Raw genomic sequence first — 21411 nt, 5'->3', positions numbered from 1 at the left:
CACTGGATGCAAGTGCATAAGAATTTATTTCGAAGCACTTCATTCAGTGAAAACATAAAATTATAATTTTAAGGAGGCCACGTTCAAATGGCAAAGGCTAAATACGAACGTAATAAACCCCACGTTAACATCGGTACTATCGGTCACGTCGATCATGGTAAAACAACTCTGACTGCTGCAATCACAACTGTATTGTCCAAAACTTACGGTGGTGCTGCTGTAGCATTCGACCAAATCGACAAAGCTCCAGAAGAGCGCGAGCGCGGTATCACTATCTCCACAGCACACGTTGAGTACGAAACTGACACTCGTCACTACGCTCACGTAGACTGCCCAGGTCACGCCGACTATGTTAAAAACATGATCACTGGCGCGGCACAAATGGACGGAGCTATCTTGGTAGTATCCGCAGCTGACGGCCCAATGCCACAAACTCGTGAGCACATCTTGCTCTCCCGTCAAGTAGGCGTACCTTACATTGTTGTATTCTTGAACAAATGTGACATGGTTGAAGACGAAGAGTTGTTGGAATTGGTTGAGATGGAAGTTCGCGACCTTCTTAACGAATATGAGTTCCCAGGTGACGATACTCCAATCACTCGTGGATCTGCTCGTGAAGCACTGGCTAACCCAGATGGCGAATGGGCTCAAAAAATCGTTGAGATGTTCAAAGAGATCGACACTTACATCCCACTGCCTGAGCGTCAAACTGACAAGCCTTTCTTGATGCCTGTCGAGGACGTATTCTCCATCACTGGTCGTGGTACTGTTGCTACTGGCCGTGTAGAGCGTGGTACTGTTAAAGTCGGCGAAGAGATCGAAATCGTTGGTATCACTGAAGAAACTAAAAAATCTGTTGTAACAGGCGTTGAGATGTTCCGCAAATTGCTGGATTCCGCTCAAGCTGGTGACAACATCGGAGCACTTCTTCGTGGTGTTGACCGTAACAACATCGAGCGTGGCCAAGTTTTGGCTAAACCGGGTTCTGTTAAGCCTCATACAGAATTCACAGCTCAAATCTACGTTTTGACTAAAGAAGAGGGCGGACGTCACAAACCATTCTTCACTGGTTACCGTCCACAGTTCTACTTCCGTACAACTGACGTAACAGGCATCATCAACTTGCCTGAAGGTACTGAAATGGTAATGCCTGGTGACAACATCACAGTTACTGTTTCCCTGATCTCCCCAATCGCGATTGAAGAAGGAACTAAGTTCTCCATTCGTGAAGGCGGACGTACAGTAGGTGCCGGTTCCGTAGCATCGATCCAAAAATAGTTCGGCATAACGCTGAATAAACAATAAGCAACAGTGTACTGGAACGAGTAACATTGTATTGTAACGAAGCTTCGGAAGAGTTCTTTATCCGACATCGGATAAAGAACTCTTTTATTATGTGTAAAGTTTCGGAACCTGCGTCATACAAAATGAACATCATTTACGAGTTTAGAAGGATTGGCAAGGCAGCCTGGATATTAAAGATAAACACTGCAATAAACGAAGTCATTTCATTAGAAAAGATAAGTTTAAATGTTTTTCTTAAATATGCTTGCAATACGCCTATCTTTTCTATATAATAATGAATGTTGTTCTGTGACGTTGCGATGATGTGAGAGGTTACTGGCACACCCGGCCCCTTTGCCATGGGACAGTGGCTAGAAAATTTTCACGGAGTATGTCCGATAAAAAATTGGGCGATAGAAGGAGGGACTAAAATGGCAAAGCAAAAAATTCGTATTCGTTTGAAAGCTTACGACCACAGAATTCTTGATCAATCCGCGGAGAAAATTGTTGAAACAGCAAAACGTTCGGGTGCAGGTGTATCCGGTCCGATTCCGCTTCCTACTGAAAAACAAATCATTACTATTCTTCGTGCGGTGCACAAGTACAAGGATTCTCGGGAACAATTCGAACAACGCACACATAAGCGTTTGATCGACATCGTTAACCCGACTCCACAAACTGTGGATGCCTTGATGCGCTTGGATCTGCCGTCCGGTGTAGATATCGAAATTAAATTGTAATACAAGCTACAACAAAGACCATGTATAGAGGAAAAGAGGTGTCAACATGAAAGCAATCTTAGGAAAAAAACTCGGAATGACTCAAGTATTTACTCCTGAAGGTAACGTTGTTCCAGTAACGGTTATCGAAGCAGGCCCTTGTGTTGTTTTGCAAAAGAAAGACATTGAGAACGATGGCTACGAAGCAATTCAAATCGGTTACTCCGATAAGAAAGAGAAAAATGCTAACAAGCCAGAAGCAGGTCACGCCAAAAAAGCGAACACTGCCCCTAAGCGCTACGTTCGTGAAGTTCGCGGTATCAACATCGCTGAATATGAAGTTGGCCAAGAACTGAAAGCTGACATTTTCGCTGAAGGCGAATTCGTTGACGTAACGGGTGTTTCTAAAGGTAAAGGTTTTGCCGGCGTAATCAAACGTTGGGGACAAAGCACTGGACCTATGTCACACGGTTCGCGTTATCACCGTGGCCCGGGTTCGATGGGTTCGATCCAAGCTAACCGCGTTCCTAAAGGCAAACGCCTGCCAGGACACATGGGACATGATACAGTTACAGTACAACGTCTTGAAGTAGTTAAAGTAGACGCTGAACGTAACGTGTTGCTCGTGAAAGGTTCCATTCCTGGACCGAAAAACAGTCTCATTAAAGTTAAAGAAACGGTGAAAAAATAACCACTGAAGAAAGGAGGAACACAAAATGCCAAAAGTATCAGTTTACAATGTAGATGGTAGCCAAGTAGGCGAAGTTGAATTGAACGATGCGGTTTTCGGAATTGAGCCGAACCAACACGTTCTGTACGATGCAGTTCTTATGCAACGCGCTTCCCTTCGTCAAGGTACCCACAAAGTAAAAGGACGTTCTGAAGTACGTGGCGGCGGACGTAAGCCTTGGAAACAAAAAGGTACAGGTCGCGCTCGTCAAGGTTCAATTCGTTCACCACAATGGAAAGGCGGCGGTATCGTATTTGGTCCAACACCACGGAGCTATGCGTATAAACTGCCTAAGAAAGTTCGTCGTTTGGCGATCAAATCAGCCCTTTCATCTAAAGTGCTGGACAATGACATTATCGTTTTGGACGCTCTCACGTTGAGCACGCCTAAAACTAAAGAATTCGCAGCCATCTTGAACAACTTGAAAGTTGGACGCAAAGCTTTGATCGTAGCTCCTAGCTATGATGATAATGTAGCTCTTTCCGCACGGAATATTCCAGGCGTGAAATTCGTAGCTGCTGACGGCATTAATGTTCTTGACGTGCTTTCGCACGACAAATTGATCATTACGAAAGAAGCAGTTCAGAAGGTAGAGGAGGTGCTCGCGTAATGAAGGATCCTCGTGATATTGTAAAACGTCCGATTATTACGGAACGTACTGCTGACATGATGAACGACTTGAAATATGTATTTGAAGTCGATATCCGTGCAAACAAAACCGAGATCAAAAAGGCAGTAGAAGCTATTTTCAACGTAAAAGTGAAAAACGTGAACACGCTTCGTGTTCCAGCTAAGCCAAAACGGTACGGACGTTATTCCGGATATACTAGCGAATGGAAAAAAGCGTTTGTAACGCTGACAAAAGACAGCAAAACGCTTGAGTTCTTTGAAACTGTATAATTGAATTTTTGAAGTAAGGAGGGAAACCCAGTGCCAATCAAAAAGTATAAACCAACATCCCCGGCAAGACGGAACATGTCCGTTTCTACATTTGAGGAAATCACCACAAATCAGCCGGAGAAATCGTTGTTGGCCCCGTTGAGCAAACAAGCAGGCCGCAACAACCAAGGTAAAATTACAGTTCGTCACCATGGTGGTGGACATAAACGTAAATACCGTATCATCGACTTCAAACGTACTAAAGATGGAATACCGGGCCGCGTTGCTACGATTGAGTATGACCCGAACCGTACATCTAACATCGCTCTGATTCATTATGCTGATGGTGAGAAACGTTATATCATCGCTCCTAAAGGTTTGAAAGTTGGAGATCAAGTATTCTCCGGACCTGAATCAGACATCAAAATTGGTAACGCACTGCCACTCGAAAACATTCCAGTAGGTACCGTTATCCACAACATCGAGTTGAAACCAGGTAAAGGCGGACAATTGGTTCGTGCTGCTGGTACAGAAGCTCAACTGCTTGGTAAAGAAGAAAAATACGTTTCCGTTCGTCTCTCTTCCGGAGAAGTTCGCCGTATTTTGAAAGTTTGCCGCGCGACAATCGGATCCGTTGGTAACCAAGACCACGAGCTCATCAAAATCGGTAAAGCCGGTCGTAGCCGTTGGTTGGGTAAACGTCCTGAGGTTCGTGGTGTAGTAATGAACCCTAACGATCACCCACACGGTGGTGGTGAAGGTCGTGCTCCAATCGGACGTAAATCGCCAATGTCACCATGGGGTAAACCTACTCTTGGTTACAAAACGCGTAAGAAAAATAAAGCTTCTGATAAATACATCATTCGCCGCCGCACGAAGTAATACACACTGTGCATAACTTCGTGAGGCATCTGCGGATGCATAATAGCTACGTTTGAAGGGAGGATCTCCACATGGGTCGCAGTTTGAAAAAAGGGCCATTCATTGATGGCTACATGCTCAAAAAGGTAGAAGAGATGGAAGCTTCAGGTAAGAAGAACGTTATCAAAACCTGGTCCCGTCGTTCTACAATTTTCCCACAATTCATCGGACACACATTTGGCGTTTACGATGGTCGTAAACACGTGCCAGTGTATGTAACTGAGGACATGGTCGGACACAAACTGGGTGAGTTCGCTCCAACCCGTACGTACAAAGGCCATACTGATGATGATAAGAAAACAAGAAGATAAATGAACATCTTTAATGTTTGAGAGGAGGTTACACAATGGAAGCAAAAGCACATGCTAAGTTTATCCGGATTGCTCCTCGTAAAGTTCAACTCGTTGTTGACTTGATTCGCGGCAAGCAAGTAGGTGAGGCGGTTGCCATTCTCCGTCACACTCCGAAATCCGCTTCTCCTATCGTTGAGAAGTTGCTTAACTCCGCTATTGCGAATGCGGAACATAACTATTCTTTGGATGTTAATAACTTGGTTATCTCGCAAGCTTACGTGAACCAAGGACCGACAATGAAACGTTTCCGCCCTCGTGCAATGGGACGTGCAAGTCGTATTAACAAACGTACTAGCCACATCACTTTGGTGGTATCTGAGAAGTAGAAGGAGGGGAAATGTGTGGGCCAAAAGGTAAATCCAGTCGGACTCCGTGTCGGAATTATCCGTGACTGGGAATCTAAGTGGTATGCAGGCAAAGACTTCGGTGATCTTTTGATGGAAGACGTGAGAATTCGTGAATTCCTGAAAAATAAATTGAAAGACTCCGCTTTATCTCGTGTGGAAATTGAGAGAGCGGCTAACCGCGTAAACGTAACGATTCACACTGCTAAACCAGGTATGGTTATTGGTAAGGGTGGTTCGGAAGTTGAAAATCTTCGTAATCAAATTACGAAAATTGCTGGCGGTAAAAAAGTACACATCAACATTTCTGAAATTAAGAACCAAGACTTGGACGCTATTCTTGTAGCTGAAAGCATTGCACAACAATTGGAACGTCGTGTTTCTTTCCGTCGTGCTCTGAAACAAGCAATTCAAAGAACTATGCGCTCCGGTGCTAAAGGTATCAAAACTCAAGTAGGCGGACGTCTTGGCGGTGCTGAGATCGCACGTTCTGAAGGCTACAGCGAAGGAACTGTTCCACTGCACACACTGCGTGCTGACATTGACTATGGTACAGCAGAGGCTCATACTACTTACGGACGTATCGGCGTAAAAGTATGGATCTATCGTGGAGAGGTTCTTCCTACGGCTAAGAAACAAGCTGCTAAGGAAGGAGGCAACTAATCATGTTGGTACCAAAACGCGTAAAACACCGTAAGCAACAACGTGGACATATGAAAGGCCAAGCTAAAGGCGGAACGACTCTGAACTTTGGCGAATACGGTCTGCAAGCTACGGAACCGGCTTGGATTACGAACCGTCAGATCGAAGCGGCTCGTATTGCGATGACTCGTTACATCAAACGTGGTGGTAAAGTTTGGATCAAAATTTTCCCAGACAAACCAATCACTCAAAAGCCTCTCGAGGTTCGGATGGGTAGCGGTAAAGGTAACGTAGAAAAATGGGTTGCAGTAGTGAAACCAGGTAAGATCATGTTTGAACTTGCTGGTGTACCGGAGGAAATTGCTCGCGAAGCAATGCGTCTTGCCGCTCACAAACTGCCAATCAAAACGAAGTTCGTGAAACGTGAAGAATTGGGTGGTGAAGCAAATGAAAGCTAGTGAATTTCGCAACCTAACCTCTGCTGAAATCGAGCAAAAGATTGCCGGATTTAAAGAAGAACTCTTTAACCTCCGCTTTCAATTAGCTACCGGTCAGCTGGATAACCCGACTCGCATCCGTGATGTGCGGAAAGAAATAGCTCGTGCTAAAACCATTATCCGTGAGAGAGAATTGGGAATCGGTTAATTAGGGATAGGATGTACAGTCCGTCCGTAATCAGGAAGGAGGCCAACAATGAGCGAAGAACGTAACGCACGTAAAGTGCAAACTGGTAAAGTGGTCAGCGATAAAATGGACAAAACGATTGTTGTTGCTGTAGAAACTTACAAAAAACACAACTTGTACCATAAACGCATTAAGGTTACTAAAAAATTCAAAGCGCATGACGAAGAAAACACTGCGAAAATCGGTGACACGGTGAAAATCATGGAGACTCGTCCGCTTTCGAAAGATAAACGCTGGAGACTTACTGAAATCGTAGAAAAAGCGGTTATCATCTAATGCTCAGCAGCACTGCTGAAAGGAGGAATACTAAATGATTCAACCATTTACACGTTTGACTGTGGCTGACAACTCCGGTGCGAAGGAACTGATGTGTATTCGCGTACTCGGCGGTACGGGACGTCGTACAGCTCAAATCGGTGATCTGATCGTTTGTTCTGTTAAACAAGCAACACCAGGCGGCGTTGTCAAAAAAGGTGATGTAGTTAGAGCGGTTGTCGTTCGTACGAAACGTTCTGTACGTCGTAAAGACGGTTCCTACATCGGTTTTGATGAAAATGCAGCGGTTGTTGTAAAAGACGACAGAAGCCCACGTGGAACACGTATTTTCGGACCAGTTGCTCGCGAACTTCGCGATAAAGACTTCATGAAAATCGTTTCCTTGGCTCCAGAAGTTATCTAAAGCTTAATCTCGTGATGTTAGAAACAGGAGGTGTACGAAATGCCAAGAGTGAAAAAAGTTCTGGAATCCCATAACAACAAACTTCACGTTAAAAAGGAAGATACGGTTATGGTGATCAGCGGTAAAGACAAAGGTAAAAAAGGCCGTGTCATCGCTGCTTATCCTCGTGAGAACCGCGTCCTTGTGGAAGGTGTTAACATGGTGAAAAAACACCAGAAGCCTAACCAGCAAAATCCGCAAGGCGGCATTATCGAGAAGGAAGCTCCGATTCACGTTTCCAACGTAATGCACATCGATCCGAAGAGCGGAAAAGTAACCCGTGTAGGTTACAAAGTTTTGGATAACGGAAAGAAAGTGCGCGTTGCTAAACGTTCCGGAGAAATTATCGACTAATTGAACCGAATGAGAAAGGAGGGCTATGATTCATGGCATCAAGAATGAAAGAACGTTACCTGCAAGAAATCGCTCCTGCTTTGATGCAGAAGTTTAACTATACAACGGTAATGCAAGTGCCGAAAATCGAGAAAATCGTTATCAACATGGGTGTGGGCGACGCTGTCCAAAACTCCAAAGTGTTGGATTCCGCAGTAAACGATTTGCAACTGATCGCAGGTCAAAAACCTGTAATCACTCGTGCAAAAAAATCTATCGCAGGATTCAAACTGCGTGAGAATATGCCTATCGGTGTGAAAGTAACATTGCGCGGCGAGCGTATGTACTTCTTCCTCGATAAACTGTTCAACGTTACGCTTCCTCGTGTCCGCGACTTCCGCGGTGTATCGAGCAAAGCTTTCGACGGACGTGGTAACTACACACTGGGTCTGAAAGAGCAATTGATCTTCCCAGAGATCGAGTATGATAAAGTTGATAAAGTCCGCGGTATGGATATTGTCATCGTAACAACGGCGAAAACAGACGAAGAGTCCCGCGAATTGCTCACGCAAATGGGAATGCCTTTCGTTAAGTAATGTTGGCATAACGTTTCCGGGTGTCTGGAAAGACTCCCTTTTCTCCGAAATTATTTAGGAGGTGTCAGGCTAAGTGGCAAAAACTTCGATGAAAGTTAAACAACAACGTACACCAAAGTTTAAAGTACGTGCATATACACGCTGTGAGCGTTGCGGACGTCCACATTCGGTCCTGCAAAAGTTCAAAATTTGCAGAATTTGCTTCCGTGAATTAGCTTATAAAGGCCAGATCCCTGGCGTGAAAAAAGCAAGCTGGTAAAAAGTCCTGAACGGGAAGGAGGTTAACTCACAATGACTATGTCTGATCCAATTGCAGATATGCTTACTCGTATTCGTAACGCGAACACTGTTCGTCACGAAACGGTAGAAATGCCTGCTTCGACAATGAAAAAACAAATCGCCGACATCCTGAAGCGTGAAGGTTTCATCCGTGACGCTGAAGTTATCGATGATAACAAACAAGGGATTATCCGTGTTTTCCTGAAATACGGTCAAAATAACGAGCGCGTTATCACTGGTCTGAAAAGAATCAGTAAACCTGGTCTTCGTGTTTACACGAAAAGCAACGAAGTACCTCGTGTACTTGGTGGCCTGGGAATCGCGATCATCTCGACATCTAAAGGTATCATGACGGACAAAGAAGCTCGTCAATCGAAATCCGGCGGAGAAGTCGTTTGCTACGTTTGGTAATATAACGTCACAAGATAGGAGGTGCAACATATGTCTCGTATTGGTCGCAAACCAATCACAGTACCAAGTGGTGTAGACATCACCCTGGACAACACCGTTATTACGGTAAAAGGACCAAAAGGAACTTTGACTCGTGAGCTTCATAAAGACATGAAGGTTACAGTTGAAAATAACGAAATCACAGTTGTGCGTCCTTCCGATAACAAAACTCACCGTTCTTTGCACGGCACAACGCGTAGCGTTGTAAACAATATGGTGAGCGGCGTTACTGAAGGATTCGCGAAATCTCTGGAATTGGTTGGGGTCGGATATCGTGCAAGCAAATCCGGAGATAAAATCGTTCTGAACGTTGGTTACTCTCACCCGGTTGAAATTACACCGGAAGCGGGAATTGAATTCGAAGTACCTTCGAATACAAAAATCATCGTTCGCGGAATCGACAAAGAGCGTGTAGGTGCTTACGCTGCTAAAATCCGTTCCGTACGTGAACCTGAGCCGTACAAAGGTAAAGGTATTAAATATGAAGGCGAGCGTATCATCCGTAAGGAAGGTAAAGCCGGTAAGAAGAAATAAGATTTCTCTTACCGCCTTTGCGCGGCTTTCGGCTTGCTTGCTTCGTGTGTTTCTAATATACCCCGTGGCTTCTGTTTTGAAGCCAGCGAGGTAACCTGAAAGGAGTGAATCTTTGAGATGATTACGAAACAAGATAAAAACAAGGCTCGTCTGAAAAGACACCTGCGTGTTCGTAAGAAAATCCAAGGAACGGCAGCACGTCCTCGTTTGAACGTATTCCGTTCTGGTAAACATATGTATGCTCAAATCATCGATGATGTTGCTGGTGTAACAATCGCTTCCGCGTCTACTGTAGACAAAGAATTGAGCACTGACATCAAAAATGGTGCATCTGTTGAATCAGCTCGTAAAGTTGGCGAACTCGTTGCTAAACGTGCGAAAGACAAAGGTGTTTCCAACATCGTATTTGACCGTAGCGGATATCTGTACCATGGTCGTATCGCAGCTTTGGCTGAAGCGGCTCGTGAAGCAGGACTTGAGTTTTAAGATATTTTTCAAAAGGAGGTTAACGACTTGCGTGTAGATCCGAATACTTTGGAACTGACTGAAAGAGTTGTAAATATTAATCGCGTAGCTAAAGTAGTAAAAGGCGGACGCCGTTTCAGCTTTAGCGCACTGGTTGTAGTCGGCGACGGCAACGGCTGGGTTGGAGCTGGTATCGGTAAAGCGGGCGAAGTACCTGATGCAATTCGCAAAGGTATTGAAGACGCTAAGAAAAACCTTGTACACGTTCCACTCGTAGGAACATCGATTCCTCACTTGGTAACAGGTAAGTTCGGCGCAGGACGCGTGCTGTTGAAACCAGCATCTGAAGGTACTGGTGTTATCGCTGGTGGTCCTGTACGTGCGGTTCTCGAACTTGCTGGTGTGGGTGACATTTTGACAAAATCTCTGGGTTCTTCGAATTCCATGAACATGGTCAATGCGACTTTGGAAGGTTTGTCCCGTTTGAAGCGTGCTGAAGACGTGGCTAAACTGCGCGGAAAATCCGTCGAAGAGCTTCTGGGTTAAGGAGGGAATTCTCATGGCTAAATTAGAAATTACCCTCGTCCGCAGCTTGATCGGACGTCCGGAGACGCAAAGAACAACTGTGAAAACATTGGGTTTGCGCAAAATCAATAGCAAAGTGGTACAAAACGATAATCCTGCCATCCGTGGTATGATTAACAAAGTAAGCCACTTGGTTGCTGTTAAAGAAGTAGAAGCTTAAAAACGGGTTAATCCCACAAATCTTTAAGGAGGTGCAACGAACGATGAAGTTACATGAGCTTTCACCATCTCCTGGATCCCGCAAAGAACGTAAACGTCTTGGTCGCGGTCCAAGTAGTGGTACAGGTAAAACATCAGGTCGCGGTCACAAAGGACAAAACGCTCGTTCTGGCGGTGGAGTACGTCCAGGCTTCGAAGGTGGACAAAATCCATTGTATCGTCGCTTGCCAAAACGTGGTTTTGTAAACCCAACTCGCAAAGAATATGCAGTTGTGAATACTGAAGACCTGAACAGTTTTGCTGCGGGTACTGAAGTAACTCCAGAATTCTTGATGACGAATGGCGTAGTTAAAAACGCTAAATCCGGAATCAAAATCCTGGGTAACGGTGATGTCACTGTGAAGCTGACTGTTAAAGCTAATAAGTTTTCTCAATCTGCTATTGAGAAAATTGAAGCTGCCGGCGGTACAACTGAGGTGATTTAATGTTCAAGACCCTAAAGAATATCTGGCGGGTTGAAGATCTGCGCAAAAGGGTATTATTTACCCTTTTTGTACTGATCATTTACCGCATCGGATCCTTTGTTCCCGTACCGGGAGTTAACAAAGATGTGTTCGAAGCGACAAATTCTGCGGGTAAAGAAGTTTTTGGACTTCTCAATACGTTCTCGGGTGGAGCGCTCTTCCAGTTCTCGATATTTGCGCTCGGGATCGTGCCTTACATCACTGCGTCTATCATAGTACAGTTGCTTTCCATGGACGTTATTCCTAAATTAGCGGAATGGGCAAAGCAAGGTGAACAAGGTAAGAAGAAATCTGCACAGTTGACCCGTTATTTAACCATCGGGCTGGCATTGATTCAAGCGTTTGGTACGTCGATCGGATTCAACCGCTTGTACAATACAGAGATGGTGCCTAACGCTACATTTGCAGATTATATCTTGATCGCGATTGTACTTACGGCCGGTACTTCATTCCTGATGTGGCTTGGTGAGCAGATCACCGAGAAGGGCATAGGAAACGGGATATCGATCTTGATCTTTGCGGGTATCCTATCAACGGTGCCTAATATTATCAAACAAACCATCGAATCCGACTTCATTCAACCTGATCAACTGTTTATGAATATTCTTAAAGGTGTAATCATCGCAATTGTTATTGTGCTGATCATCATAGGGGTCATTTACATTCAGCAGGCGATTCGGAAAATTCCGGTACAGTACGCTAAACGTGTCGTAGGTAACAAAATGTACGGTGGACAGAATACACATATCCCGCTGAAAATTAATGCAGCAGGTGTTATCCCTGTCATCTTTGCTTCATCGCTGTTGATGTTCCCAACGATCATCGCCAACTTCTGGGCAGATCGCCTCTGGGCACAGTGGATCGGACAGAATCTGACTACACACAAACCTCTTGGTATGTTACTGTATGTTGTGATGATCTTCGGTTTCACATTCTTCTATACTTTCGTACAGATGAATCCACAGCAGATGGCTGATAATATGAAAAAGAACGGCGGTTACATCCCAGGCATTCGCCCGGGTAAAGCAACCGAGAAATATCTGACCCGTGTCATGACTCGTTTGACAATGGCCGGAGCCATTTTCTTGGCAGTCATTTCCGTTCTGCCTGTATTCTTAGGGGCACTTTCTGGTTTGCCTCAATCTGCGCAAATTGGAGGAACATCCCTCCTGATCGTTATCGGTGTTGCGCTGGATACGATGAAGCAAATCGAAAGCCAATTGATCAAACGCCACTACAAAGGTTTTATCAATAAATAGGCAATAGGTACCGGTCGAGTGAAGATTTACTTGCCGGCACCTATTGTGCTGTTTGTTGATGTAGGGTAGTCTTGGAGGGAGTGACATAACGTGAACATCCTATTCATGGGCCCTCCTGGGGCAGGAAAAGGAACGCAAGCAGACGTCATCGTGAAAGAGTTCGGTATTCCCCATATTTCAACAGGCGATGCATTTCGTCTCGCGATCAAACAGGGAACTCCCATTGGCCTGAAAGCCAAGGAATATATGGATCAAGGATTGCTTGTACCAGATGATGTAACCATTGGCATCGTTGAAGAACGTTTGCAGCAGCCTGACTGCAGAGAAGGTTTCCTCTTGGACGGATTTCCAAGAACTCTTTCGCAAGCAGAAGCGCTCGATGGCATTCTGGATCGATTGAACTCAGGTCTCGATCATGTAATCAACCTGAAAGTGGATCGCAACAAATTGCTCGCTCGTTTGACGGGTCGTCGAATTTGTAAAAACTGTGGTTCCACTTATCATGTGGTATTCAATCCGCCTAAGCAGGAAGGTATTTGTGATAAATGCGCTGGTGAGTTGTATCAACGCTCTGATGATAATGAAGAGAGTGTAGGTACACGACTGGACGAGTATATCAACAAAACAGCACCACTCCTCACGTTCTATGAGACTAAAGGTCTTCTTCGTCAAATGAACGGAGAACAGGATATCGATCAAGTTTCTCAAGAAATCGTGTCCTTACTGAGAGGTTAATTGATGATCATTGGTAAGTCCGAAACGGAACTGGGCTTGATGAGGGAAGCAGGGAGAATTGTTGCGGAAACGCATCGTCTCTTGGCAGAGCATATCGCTCCCGGTATTACGACTGGAGAACTTGACCATATGGCTGATCAATATATCCGCAGTCAAGGAGCTGTGCCGTCTTTCAAAGGTTATAACGGTTTCCCTGCCAGTGTGTGCGCTTCAGTAAATGAAGAGTTGGTACATGGATTTCCCGGCAAACGCAAGTTGAACGAGGGCGATATCGTTACGTTTGACATTGGCGCGCAGTACCAGGGGTATCATGGAGATTCCGCCTGGACTTATCCGGTCGGCCGTATTTCCGAAGAAGCCCGTCGTCTTCTGGACGTTACCGAGGCTTCGTTATACGCAGGTCTGGCGCTGGTAAAACCGGACGTTCGCTTGTTTACAATATCTCATGCGATTCAGAAATATATTGAAGATGAAGGGTTCTCCGTAGTTCGTGAATATGTCGGTCACGGCATAGGCGCAGATCTGCACGAAGAACCACAGATTCCGAACTATGGTCTTCCTGATCGGGGACCACGGCTTAAAGCGGGCATGGTGCTGGCCATAGAGCCGATGGTTAACGTAGGTAGACGGTATGTGAAAACGTTGGAAGATAACTGGACTGTCGTCACGGTTGATGGAAAGTTATGCGCCCACTTTGAACACACCGTAGCAGTTACACCAGATGGTATGGAAATTTTCACGAAACTGAATGCGTAGGTGATGAGGCATGAACAGTCAGTCTAATCCGCAGCTCGGTCAACTTGTGAAGATCCGTAAAGGCCGCAATGCGGACCAAGCCGCAGTAATTGTTGCTATAGCGGACAGTAAGTTCGTATATATCGCGGATGGAGACAAACGAAAGTTTGATCAACCCAAGAAGAAGAATCTTCTTCATCTTGAACTCCAGCCCATGATTAGCAGCGAGGTTGTGAACAGTTTAAACGAGAGTGGTCGGGTGACAAATGGAAAGCTCCGCTATGCGGTTCATTCATTTCTGGAATCCACCAACATTCAAGCTGAAGAGAAAGGAGACTGACTAATGGCCAAGGAAGATGTCATTGAAGTGGAAGGTACGGTTCTTGAACCGCTGCCGAATGCAACATTCAAGGTTGAGCTTGAGAACGGTCATCAAATTCTCGCTCACGTTTCCGGAAAACTACGGATGCACTTTATTCGTATCCTGACTGGAGACAAAGTAGTTGTTCAGTTGTCGCCTTATGATTTAACAAAAGGTCGCATAACTTACCGTAAATAGTAGTAGACAGTTGCAATGAACTGTGAAGCTTATGAAGCGGGTTTTGCCCGGCAAAACTTGCGAAAGCTTCGAAGCCGGTTTTACAATAGTAGAACAAGGTCAATGCTTACGAAGAGGGTTTTGCTTAGCAAAACTTTGAGGAGGTAATTCACATGAAGGTAAGACCTTCGGTCAAGCCGATTTGCGAAAAATGCAAAGTCATTCGCCGCAAAGGGAATGTTATGGTTATCTGTGAAAATCCGAAACACAAACAAAAACAAGGTTAAAGAAGGGGGTGTAGCGTAAAATGGCACGTATAGCTGGTGTGGATTTGCCACGTGATAAGCGCGTTGAGATCGCCTTGACTTATATTTTCGGAATCGGTAAAACGACTTCCCAGAAAATTCTGAGCACAACAGGCATCAATCCGGACACTCGTGTTCGTGATTTGACGGAAGATGAAGTCAGCAAATTGCGTGAAAGTATCGATAAAGAGGTCAAAGTAGAAGGTGACCTGCGTCGAGAAATCTCTTTGAATATTAAACGTTTGACGGAGATCGGTTGTTACCGTGGAGTTCGTCATCGTCGTGGTCTGCCTGTTCGTGGACAACGTACGAAAACGAATGCTCGTACTCGTAAAGGTCCTCGTCGTACAGTAGCGAACAAGAAGAAATAATAAGGGGGGATAAGAGAAAATGGCTAAACCGAAAAAAGTCGTACGTACTAAACGTCGTGACCGTAAGAATATTGAATCTGGCGTGGCGCATATCCGTTCCACTTTCAATAACACTATCGTTACTATTACGGATCCTCACGGAAATGCAATTTCGTGGGCAAGCTCCGGCGGTCTCGGATTCAGAGGTTCCCGTAAATCGACTCCGTTTGCTGCACAAATGGCTGCTGAGACTGCTGCCAAAGCTGCAATGGAACATGGGATGAAAGCCGTTGAGGTTATGGTTAAAGGACCAGGCGCAGGCCGTGAAGCAGCGATCCGCTCTTTGCAAGCTGCTGGTCTTGAAGTTAACCTGATCAAAGACGTAACTCCAGTCCCGCATAACGGATGCCGTCCTCCAAAACGTCGTCGTGTCTAATGAGATTTGCCCCTGCGTGTGGTATATTTCCGGCACAATCTGCTAATAATGGTTGTTTAGGCATACTACTACATGTTTTCGCAAGAGAAGGTAAATGTTTCATAGAGGACCGACGTTTTGAAGGAGGGGTATTGCAGTGATTGAAATCGAAAAGCCGAAAATTGAGACGGTAGACGTCAACGATGATGGCACCTATGGGAAATTCGTAGTAGAACCGCTTGAGCGCGGATACGGTACGACGCTTGGAAACTCGCTTCGCCGAATCTTGCTCTCGTCACTGCCGGGTGCGGCAGTGTCTTCGGTTCAAATCGATGGCGTTCTGCATGAATTTGCTACAGTTCCTGGCGTAATGGAAGATGTTACGGAGGTTATTCTTAACCTGAAAGCTTTGTCGCTTAAGATTCATTCGGATGAGGAGAAAGTGCTCGAGATTGATGCTGAAGGCGAAGGAGCAATTACGGCTGGAGATATCCGTGCTGACTCCGATGTGGAAATCCTTAATCCGGATTTGCACATTGCTACGCTCGGACCAGGTTCGAGACTTCACATGCGTATTTTTGCCAATCGCGGTCGCGGCTACGTCCAGGCAGATCGGAATAAACGCGATGACCAGCCGATCGGCGTCATCCCAGTCGATTCCATCTTCACCCCGATCAGTCGCGTTAACTACGCTGTGGAAAATACGCGTGTCGGTCAAGTGACCAACTATGACAAGCTCACGTTGGAAGTTTGGACTGATGGAAGTATTCGTCCTGAAGAGGCTGTAAGCCTTGGCGCTAAAATTTTGACTGAGCATTTGATGCTCTTCGTGGGTCTTACAGACGAAGCGAAAGATGCAGAGATCATGGTCGAAAAAGAAGAAGACAAAAAAGAAAAAGTACTCGAAATGACGATCGAAGAGCTGGATCTCTCTGTTCGTTCCTACAACTGCCTCAAACGTGCTGGTATTAATACCGTGCAAGAGCTGACTACGAAAACGGAAGAAGACATGATGAAAGTCCGTAACCTCGGACGCAAGTCTTTGGAAGAAGTTCAAGAGAAGCTTGAGGAACTTGGTTTGGGACTCCGTACAGAAGAATAGACAGCCGAGTGCTTGAAGTGAAGGAGGGAAAACAATGGCATACCAAAAGTTGGGCCGTAATTCCAGCGCACGTAAAGCTTTGTTCCGTGACCTGGTAACCGACCTGTTCTTATACGAACGCATTCAGACAACTGAAGCGAAAGCAAAAGAGGTTCGCTCTATTGCTGAAAAACTGATCACTAAAGCGAAAAAGGGAGATCTTCATGCCCGTCGCCAAGTGGCAGCTTATGTTCGCCGCGAAACTATCGATGGTGAGCAAGATGCAATCCAAAAACTGTTTAGCGAATTGTCCGGTCGTTACGCTGAGCGTCCAGGTGGATACACTCGTATCCTGAAACTGGGACCTCGTCGTGGTGACGCAGCGCCAATGGTTTACTTGGAACTGGTAGACCGCGCGTAAAACAGATGAGATGAGGAAAGGGGACAGAATCAACGATTCTGGATTAACCCTTTTTTTCTCTTCATTTCGGAATTCGTGCTGTAATAGAAGCTCCGTAAGGGGCTTCTTTTGCTGTTCGGGATAGGGATATGTATAGTATGGAACAAAGGTGTGGTATTAATGCGGAACTTATGTATGACGTTAACTTATGATGGCACTGCCTATTACGGCTTTCAAGTACAGCCGGGTGGGAATACCATTCAGGATCATCTTGAAGATGCGATTCGTGCTTTAACCGGTGAGAAGGTTAAAATTACAGGTTCAGGCCGAACAGATGCAGGTGTTCACGCTCGCAGACAGATCTTCAATTTTCCTACGGAATCCCAGATCCCGATTGAACGTTGGTGTATTGCGCTCAACTCCAGATTACCCTCCGATATTGTTGTTATTGATGCGATTGAAGTTTCGGCTGATTTTCATTCTCGCTATGCAGCGAAAAAGAAAACATATCGATATACAGTCAATGCGAATCAATTTCCGGATGTATTCAACAGAAGACTGCAGTATCATCATCATGCGAAGCTTGATATTATGGCAATGCAGGAGGGCTTACGGCATTTCATAGGGACGTATGATTTTACCTCTTTTGCTTCACGCAAGTCTCAGAAAGAGAATCATGTCCGTTCGGTATACGAAGCATGGATGGAAGTGGACCGATCAATGTGCAGAGACCATCCGCGCGATCAGGGTGTCATTCACATTTATGTGAGTGGTAACGGCTTTTTGCAGCATATGGTTCGTATTATTGTTGGGACACTGCTGGAGATCGGAGAGGGCAAACGGAAAGCCTCTGATGTACCGAATATGATTGCTGCATGTAATCGATCTGCTGCAGGACCTACTGCAGTTAGCTGCGGTTTAATGCTCTGGGATCTTGAATATACAAAAGATTAAATTTGGTGAGTGAAAAGCTTAATTAACACTTGCGATTTAATCGCCTATCATGTAATATAAAAGTTGTGTTTTCTTAATGGCTTTCCCACAGCCCCAATTAAGAGGTTCACATCAAATTTACAATCCATCAACACCTAAAGTTATAACTTAACGAACGAAGATAAATGAAAATGATGATTTTGAACATTTTAAGGAGGAACTTTTCATGCGTACTACGTACATGGCGAAGCCTAACGAAGTTGAGCGCCAATGGCACATCATTGATGCTGAAGGCAAAACCCTCGGACGTTTGGCGAGCGAAGCAGCTGCTTTGATTCGCGGCAAACACAAGCCACAATTCACTCCACATGTGGACACTGGCGATTTCGTTGTTATCATCAATGCTGAGAAAATTGTATTGACTGGTAAGAAAATGCAAGGTAAAAAATACTACCGTCACTCAATGCACCCAGGTGGTTTGAAAGTAACTACAGCTGAAGAGATGGTTAAAAACAAACCTGAGCGTATGTTGGAATTGGCTGTTCGCGGTATGCTTCCTAAAACTCGCATGGGCGAGAAAATGAAGTTGAGACTTAAAGCGTACAGAGGCACTGAGCATCCACATGCAGCACAAAAACCAGAAGTTTACGAACTTCGCGGTTAATTAAAAGGAGGACAGTTTCATGGCACAAGTACAATACTATGGGACAGGTCGTCGTAAACATTCGGTAGCACGTGTTCGCCTTGTACCGGGTGAAGGACGCATTGTCATCAATAAACGTGATATTAATGAATACTTCGGTTTGGAAACACTCAAACTGATCGTAAAACAACCACTGAACTTGACAGAAACGCTCAACAACTATGACGTTCTTGTTATTGCTCATGGTGGCGGAATTTCCGGTCAAGCCGGCGCAATCCGTCATGGTATCTCCCGCGCTCTGTTGAAAGCAGATCCGGAATACCGTGCATCCCTGAAAAAAGCAGGATTCCTGACTCGTGACCCACGTATGAAAGAGCGTAAAAAATACGGTCTTAAAGCGGCTCGTCGCGCACCTCAGTTCTCCAAACGTTAATATTAAAAGCCTTTGGCCTCGGCCAAAGGCTTTTTTATATATTCATGAAGGTTCCGCATATATATATCCGCTTGTACGATAGCTCTCATATCTCTCCGCATGTTTTTACATTGTCGCTTCATATATGTTAAGTATCTATGCTCTATGCATGTTAAGTATCCTCATTAATGTTCCTCAATACAGTTTTACATATGTGTGTTAATACTTCTTTCGGGACCTCACTAATCGTTTTTGATCATACGATTTGCTCTTTCCCATCGTTTTCCACACGTTCTATAACAAATCCTTATAAAATCATCCATCAGCGCTCACACAAAGTTTCTTGAATGTATTCGGTTTACTGTTTTGTACTGATTTCTTTACTGTAAGTCTCATCAGTATTTCTTATGGAAACGATAAAAGTCCCTTACATATCATTTGTTATATGTTGTCACTCTGATCCCATTATAACTTCTTCTTCTCTTTCGTTATTTTTAATCGATGAGTGATATTTGATGCTTTTCTTGGCGATATAAACTCTCCAAAGCCAGCAGCAGCAAAGCTTTCCGAGGCTAAGATATATATTTTAACTTGCCCAATGACTTGGACCAACATCATTGTTTTTATCTCATGAAGAGAGATATGGATAAATTGAACCAAATTATTGTGTAAGAGCAATGATCAACGAAGGGCAGAAACTGATTTATTTTACCATATGGAAGGCATTGACATACACAATGAAAGATTTATACTAAACATAATTCATATTAGATTAGTCGGCTTTAGGTTCCATTGAAATGCAGAATGGGGGAAACACAGATGAACTTGTTGGAGAAAGAAGAATTGGCACGGACGAAGGCTGAGGAACTGGAGCATGCTAGTCCAGAGGATATTATTCGGTATGCTATTGAAACATTTCCTAATATCACTTTTGCTTGCAGCTTTGGAGCAGAAGATGTTGTACTTGTAGATATGTTGCAGAAGATCAGCCCATCGACAGATATTTTTTATCTGGATACTGATTTTCACTTCAAAGAAACATACGAAACACGTGACAAGATGCAGGAGAACTACAATCTTGAATTTGTACGTGTATCACCTAAGATTACTCCGGAAGAGCAGGCAGCTCAACACGGTGAAGAGTTGTGGAAGTCTGATCCCAATGGCTGCTGTAACATTCGTAAAGTTGAACCCTTAACACGTATTCTTTCTCAGTATGATGCATGGATTACAGGTATTCGTAGAGATCAAGCACCAACTCGTGCTAATTCGAAAAAGGTTGAATACGATTCTAAATTTGGTCTGATGAAGTTTAATCCAATTGCACACTGGACGTCAGATGATGTATGGCAATATATCCGTGACAATAACGTAGTATATAACCCTCTTCATGATCAGAACTACCCGAGTATTGGCTGTGAGCATTGCACACGTCAGGTTATGCCTGGTGAGGACCCTCGTGCTGGACGTTGGTCTGGTAATGATAAAACGGAATGTGGCCTTCATAAATAATAGATACACAAGGAACTGACAAGATGACATCGATTCTGTCACATGTAGGTACGCTGGTTCAGCGTATCGTACAAGGAAAAGAACGGGAGCAATTCTTGCAAGACAGTAGAAACTTATCCTGTTAGCTTATAAATACCTGGACGATATATGATTTGGATCTGATTGGTGTTGGTGCGTTCTCACCACTTCAAGGTTTCTTAAATGAGGAAGATTACCTTTCGGTTGTGTCTCGCATGCGTCTCGCTGATGGAACGGTCTGGAGTATACCAATTACACTTGCTGTTGACGATAAACAAGCCGCACCCCTCCAGATTGGTGAACTTGTGAAACTTGTTGGTGATCAAGATGGAGTAACTTATGGACTGCTCGAAGTCCAAAGTATATACCAGGTGGATCAGGGTGTAGAAGCCCAGCGTGTATTCAAAACAGATGATCTTGAGCACCCTGGTGTTAAAAAACTATTGGAGCGCCCTGCAACATACGTAGGAGGTCCAATCCAAGTCTTGAACCGTCCAAAACCTTCGAAATTCGAGGAGTTCTATTATGATCCTGCAGATACCCGGAAGATTTTTCAGGAGAAGGGTTGGAAGACGGTAGTCGGTTTTCAGACGCGCAATCCGGTCCATCGGGCTCATGAGTACATCCAAAAGAGCGCTATGGAGATTGTAGATGCACTCTTCCTGAATCCGCTCGTTGGAGAGACGAAGTCGGACGATGTTCCTGCAGATGTTCGGATGAAGAGTTATCTGGTATTACTGGAGAACTATTACCCGGCTGATGTGCCCTCCTCCTGAATTTACACGTCCTGAGGTAGCTGAGGTGCTGATTGAAGGAATGGCGGAGCAAGTCCGCTCCTAGCGGTATAATTGTCCATCTTGTCCCATATAGATGATT

At 44.7% G+C, this 21411-nt stretch carries 36 protein-coding genes and 1 pseudogene; all 37 read left to right on the top strand.

The window, feature by feature from the left end; translation table 11 throughout:
* Positions 1–87: 87 nt before the first annotated feature.
* Positions 88–1278 carry an elongation factor Tu gene (gene tuf / locus NKT06_RS27960; protein ID WP_062836181.1) on the top strand — a complete coding sequence of 397 codons (1191 nt, stop codon included), beginning with the start codon at positions 88–90 and terminating at the stop codon, positions 1276–1278.
* A gap of 437 nt (positions 1279–1715) precedes the next feature.
* The gene (rpsJ, locus tag NKT06_RS27955; protein WP_017692074.1) at positions 1716–2024 is read left to right on the top strand and encodes a 30S ribosomal protein S10; all 309 of its coding nucleotides are present in this window, start codon (positions 1716–1718) and stop codon (positions 2022–2024) included.
* A 46-nt stretch (positions 2025–2070) separates the two neighbouring features.
* Positions 2071–2694: a 50S ribosomal protein L3 gene (rplC, locus tag NKT06_RS27950; protein ID WP_253441174.1), complete on the top strand. Its 624-nt coding sequence runs from the start codon at positions 2071–2073 to the stop codon at positions 2692–2694.
* A gap of 25 nt (positions 2695–2719) precedes the next feature.
* Positions 2720–3343: a 50S ribosomal protein L4 gene (gene rplD / locus NKT06_RS27945; protein ID WP_253441172.1), complete on the top strand. Its 624-nt coding sequence runs from the start codon at positions 2720–2722 to the stop codon at positions 3341–3343.
* Positions 3343–3633: a 50S ribosomal protein L23 gene (rplW, locus tag NKT06_RS27940; RefSeq protein ID WP_017692077.1), complete on the top strand. Its 291-nt coding sequence runs from the start codon at positions 3343–3345 to the stop codon at positions 3631–3633. Before rplD ends, rplW begins: the two co-directional genes overlap by 1 nt.
* A gap of 30 nt (positions 3634–3663) precedes the next feature.
* A complete protein-coding gene (rplB, locus tag NKT06_RS27935; protein ID WP_017692078.1) occupies positions 3664–4494 on the top strand; it encodes a 50S ribosomal protein L2 in 831 nt (276 codons plus the stop codon).
* A gap of 71 nt (positions 4495–4565) precedes the next feature.
* Positions 4566–4844, top strand: a complete 279-nt coding sequence (gene rpsS / locus NKT06_RS27930) for a 30S ribosomal protein S19 (protein WP_062836183.1) — start codon at positions 4566–4568, stop codon at positions 4842–4844.
* Between the two features lie 35 nt (positions 4845–4879).
* Positions 4880–5212, top strand: coding sequence for a 50S ribosomal protein L22 (rplV, locus tag NKT06_RS27925; RefSeq protein WP_024633583.1), 333 nt, complete (start codon positions 4880–4882; stop codon positions 5210–5212).
* A gap of 15 nt (positions 5213–5227) precedes the next feature.
* Positions 5228–5893 carry a 30S ribosomal protein S3 gene (gene rpsC, locus NKT06_RS27920; RefSeq protein WP_145326569.1) on the top strand — a complete coding sequence of 222 codons (666 nt, stop codon included), beginning with the start codon at positions 5228–5230 and terminating at the stop codon, positions 5891–5893.
* Between the two features lie 2 nt (positions 5894–5895).
* On the top strand, positions 5896–6330 hold the full coding sequence (gene rplP, locus NKT06_RS27915; protein WP_017692082.1) for a 50S ribosomal protein L16: 435 nt from the start codon (positions 5896–5898) through the stop codon (positions 6328–6330).
* Positions 6320–6517: a 50S ribosomal protein L29 gene (rpmC, locus tag NKT06_RS27910; RefSeq protein ID WP_017692083.1), complete on the top strand. Its 198-nt coding sequence runs from the start codon at positions 6320–6322 to the stop codon at positions 6515–6517. The genes rplP and rpmC overlap by 11 nt, the downstream gene beginning before the upstream one ends.
* A 48-nt stretch (positions 6518–6565) precedes the next feature.
* Positions 6566–6832 carry a 30S ribosomal protein S17 gene (rpsQ, locus tag NKT06_RS27905; protein ID WP_017692084.1) on the top strand — a complete coding sequence of 89 codons (267 nt, stop codon included), beginning with the start codon at positions 6566–6568 and terminating at the stop codon, positions 6830–6832.
* 34 nt (positions 6833–6866) lie between these two features.
* Positions 6867–7235 (top strand): 50S ribosomal protein L14, encoded by a 369-nt coding sequence (rplN, locus tag NKT06_RS27900; RefSeq protein ID WP_017692085.1) that lies wholly within the window; start codon positions 6867–6869, stop codon positions 7233–7235.
* 39 nt (positions 7236–7274) lie between these two features.
* Complete coding sequence (gene rplX, locus NKT06_RS27895; protein WP_017692086.1) at positions 7275–7628, top strand: 50S ribosomal protein L24; 354 nt, start codon at positions 7275–7277, stop codon at positions 7626–7628.
* Between the two features lie 32 nt (positions 7629–7660).
* Positions 7661–8203 carry a 50S ribosomal protein L5 gene (gene rplE, locus NKT06_RS27890; protein WP_253441169.1) on the top strand — a complete coding sequence of 181 codons (543 nt, stop codon included), beginning with the start codon at positions 7661–7663 and terminating at the stop codon, positions 8201–8203.
* A 73-nt stretch (positions 8204–8276) separates the two neighbouring features.
* Positions 8277–8462, top strand: coding sequence for a type Z 30S ribosomal protein S14 (locus tag NKT06_RS27885; protein ID WP_013312154.1), 186 nt, complete (start codon positions 8277–8279; stop codon positions 8460–8462).
* Between the two features lie 32 nt (positions 8463–8494).
* The gene (gene rpsH / locus NKT06_RS27880) at positions 8495–8893 is read left to right on the top strand and encodes a 30S ribosomal protein S8 (RefSeq protein WP_017692088.1); all 399 of its coding nucleotides are present in this window, start codon (positions 8495–8497) and stop codon (positions 8891–8893) included.
* 30 nt (positions 8894–8923) lie between these two features.
* Complete coding sequence (gene rplF / locus NKT06_RS27875; protein WP_017692089.1) at positions 8924–9466, top strand: 50S ribosomal protein L6; 543 nt, start codon at positions 8924–8926, stop codon at positions 9464–9466.
* Positions 9467–9583: 117 nt separating this feature from the next.
* Positions 9584–9952 (top strand): 50S ribosomal protein L18, encoded by a 369-nt coding sequence (gene rplR, locus NKT06_RS27870; RefSeq protein ID WP_253441167.1) that lies wholly within the window; start codon positions 9584–9586, stop codon positions 9950–9952.
* A gap of 27 nt (positions 9953–9979) precedes the next feature.
* Positions 9980–10477, top strand: coding sequence for a 30S ribosomal protein S5 (gene rpsE / locus NKT06_RS27865; protein WP_017692091.1), 498 nt, complete (start codon positions 9980–9982; stop codon positions 10475–10477).
* 13 nt (positions 10478–10490) lie between these two features.
* Entirely contained in the window at positions 10491–10676 is a 186-nt protein-coding gene (gene rpmD / locus NKT06_RS27860) for a 50S ribosomal protein L30 (protein WP_017692092.1), read from the top strand.
* A gap of 43 nt (positions 10677–10719) precedes the next feature.
* Positions 10720–11160 (top strand): 50S ribosomal protein L15, encoded by a 441-nt coding sequence (gene rplO, locus NKT06_RS27855; RefSeq protein ID WP_062836188.1) that lies wholly within the window; start codon positions 10720–10722, stop codon positions 11158–11160.
* On the top strand, positions 11160–12458 hold the full coding sequence (secY, locus tag NKT06_RS27850) for a preprotein translocase subunit SecY (protein ID WP_047841120.1): 1299 nt from the start codon (positions 11160–11162) through the stop codon (positions 12456–12458). The genes rplO and secY overlap by 1 nt, the downstream gene beginning before the upstream one ends.
* 90 nt (positions 12459–12548) lie before the next feature.
* On the top strand, positions 12549–13193 hold the full coding sequence (locus tag NKT06_RS27845; protein ID WP_253441165.1) for an adenylate kinase: 645 nt from the start codon (positions 12549–12551) through the stop codon (positions 13191–13193).
* A gap of 3 nt (positions 13194–13196) precedes the next feature.
* Positions 13197–13949 carry a type I methionyl aminopeptidase gene (gene map / locus NKT06_RS27840; RefSeq protein WP_036607191.1) on the top strand — a complete coding sequence of 251 codons (753 nt, stop codon included), beginning with the start codon at positions 13197–13199 and terminating at the stop codon, positions 13947–13949.
* Positions 13950–13959: 10 nt separating this feature from the next.
* Positions 13960–14268, top strand: a complete 309-nt coding sequence (locus NKT06_RS27835; RefSeq protein WP_091039171.1) for a KOW domain-containing RNA-binding protein — start codon at positions 13960–13962, stop codon at positions 14266–14268.
* Between the two features lie 3 nt (positions 14269–14271).
* A complete protein-coding gene (gene infA, locus NKT06_RS27830) occupies positions 14272–14487 on the top strand; it encodes a translation initiation factor IF-1 (protein WP_017692098.1) in 216 nt (71 codons plus the stop codon).
* Positions 14488–14639: 152 nt separating this feature from the next.
* Positions 14640–14753: a 50S ribosomal protein L36 gene (gene rpmJ / locus NKT06_RS27825; protein WP_003333770.1), complete on the top strand. Its 114-nt coding sequence runs from the start codon at positions 14640–14642 to the stop codon at positions 14751–14753.
* Between the two features lie 20 nt (positions 14754–14773).
* Positions 14774–15142 (top strand): 30S ribosomal protein S13, encoded by a 369-nt coding sequence (gene rpsM, locus NKT06_RS27820; RefSeq protein ID WP_062329455.1) that lies wholly within the window; start codon positions 14774–14776, stop codon positions 15140–15142.
* Between the two features lie 19 nt (positions 15143–15161).
* On the top strand, positions 15162–15557 hold the full coding sequence (gene rpsK / locus NKT06_RS27815; protein WP_017692100.1) for a 30S ribosomal protein S11: 396 nt from the start codon (positions 15162–15164) through the stop codon (positions 15555–15557).
* Between the two features lie 136 nt (positions 15558–15693).
* The gene (locus tag NKT06_RS27810; RefSeq protein ID WP_017692101.1) at positions 15694–16638 is read left to right on the top strand and encodes a DNA-directed RNA polymerase subunit alpha; all 945 of its coding nucleotides are present in this window, start codon (positions 15694–15696) and stop codon (positions 16636–16638) included.
* A gap of 34 nt (positions 16639–16672) precedes the next feature.
* Positions 16673–17038 (top strand): 50S ribosomal protein L17, encoded by a 366-nt coding sequence (gene rplQ / locus NKT06_RS27805; RefSeq protein WP_017692102.1) that lies wholly within the window; start codon positions 16673–16675, stop codon positions 17036–17038.
* A gap of 159 nt (positions 17039–17197) precedes the next feature.
* A complete protein-coding gene (truA, locus tag NKT06_RS27800; RefSeq protein WP_253441154.1) occupies positions 17198–17971 on the top strand; it encodes a tRNA pseudouridine(38-40) synthase TruA in 774 nt (257 codons plus the stop codon).
* A 205-nt stretch (positions 17972–18176) separates the two neighbouring features.
* On the top strand, positions 18177–18614 hold the full coding sequence (gene rplM / locus NKT06_RS27795) for a 50S ribosomal protein L13 (protein ID WP_024633564.1): 438 nt from the start codon (positions 18177–18179) through the stop codon (positions 18612–18614).
* 19 nt (positions 18615–18633) lie between these two features.
* The gene (gene rpsI / locus NKT06_RS27790; RefSeq protein ID WP_017692105.1) at positions 18634–19026 is read left to right on the top strand and encodes a 30S ribosomal protein S9; all 393 of its coding nucleotides are present in this window, start codon (positions 18634–18636) and stop codon (positions 19024–19026) included.
* Positions 19027–19824: 798 nt separating this feature from the next.
* Entirely contained in the window at positions 19825–20517 is a 693-nt protein-coding gene (locus NKT06_RS27785) for a phosphoadenylyl-sulfate reductase (RefSeq protein WP_253441153.1), read from the top strand.
* A 128-nt stretch (positions 20518–20645) separates the two neighbouring features.
* Positions 20646–21296 (top strand): annotated as a pseudogene (gene sat, locus NKT06_RS27780) (sulfate adenylyltransferase); the annotation flags it as partial.
* Between the last annotated feature and the right edge of the window lie 115 nt (positions 21297–21411).

Source organism: Paenibacillus sp. 1781tsa1 (genome assembly GCF_024159265.1).
Taxonomy (GTDB): Bacteria; Bacillota; Bacilli; order Paenibacillales; family Paenibacillaceae; genus Paenibacillus.
The sequence above is the reverse complement of the archived record's forward strand: the minus strand, read 5'-3'. Positions and strand labels throughout refer to the sequence as shown.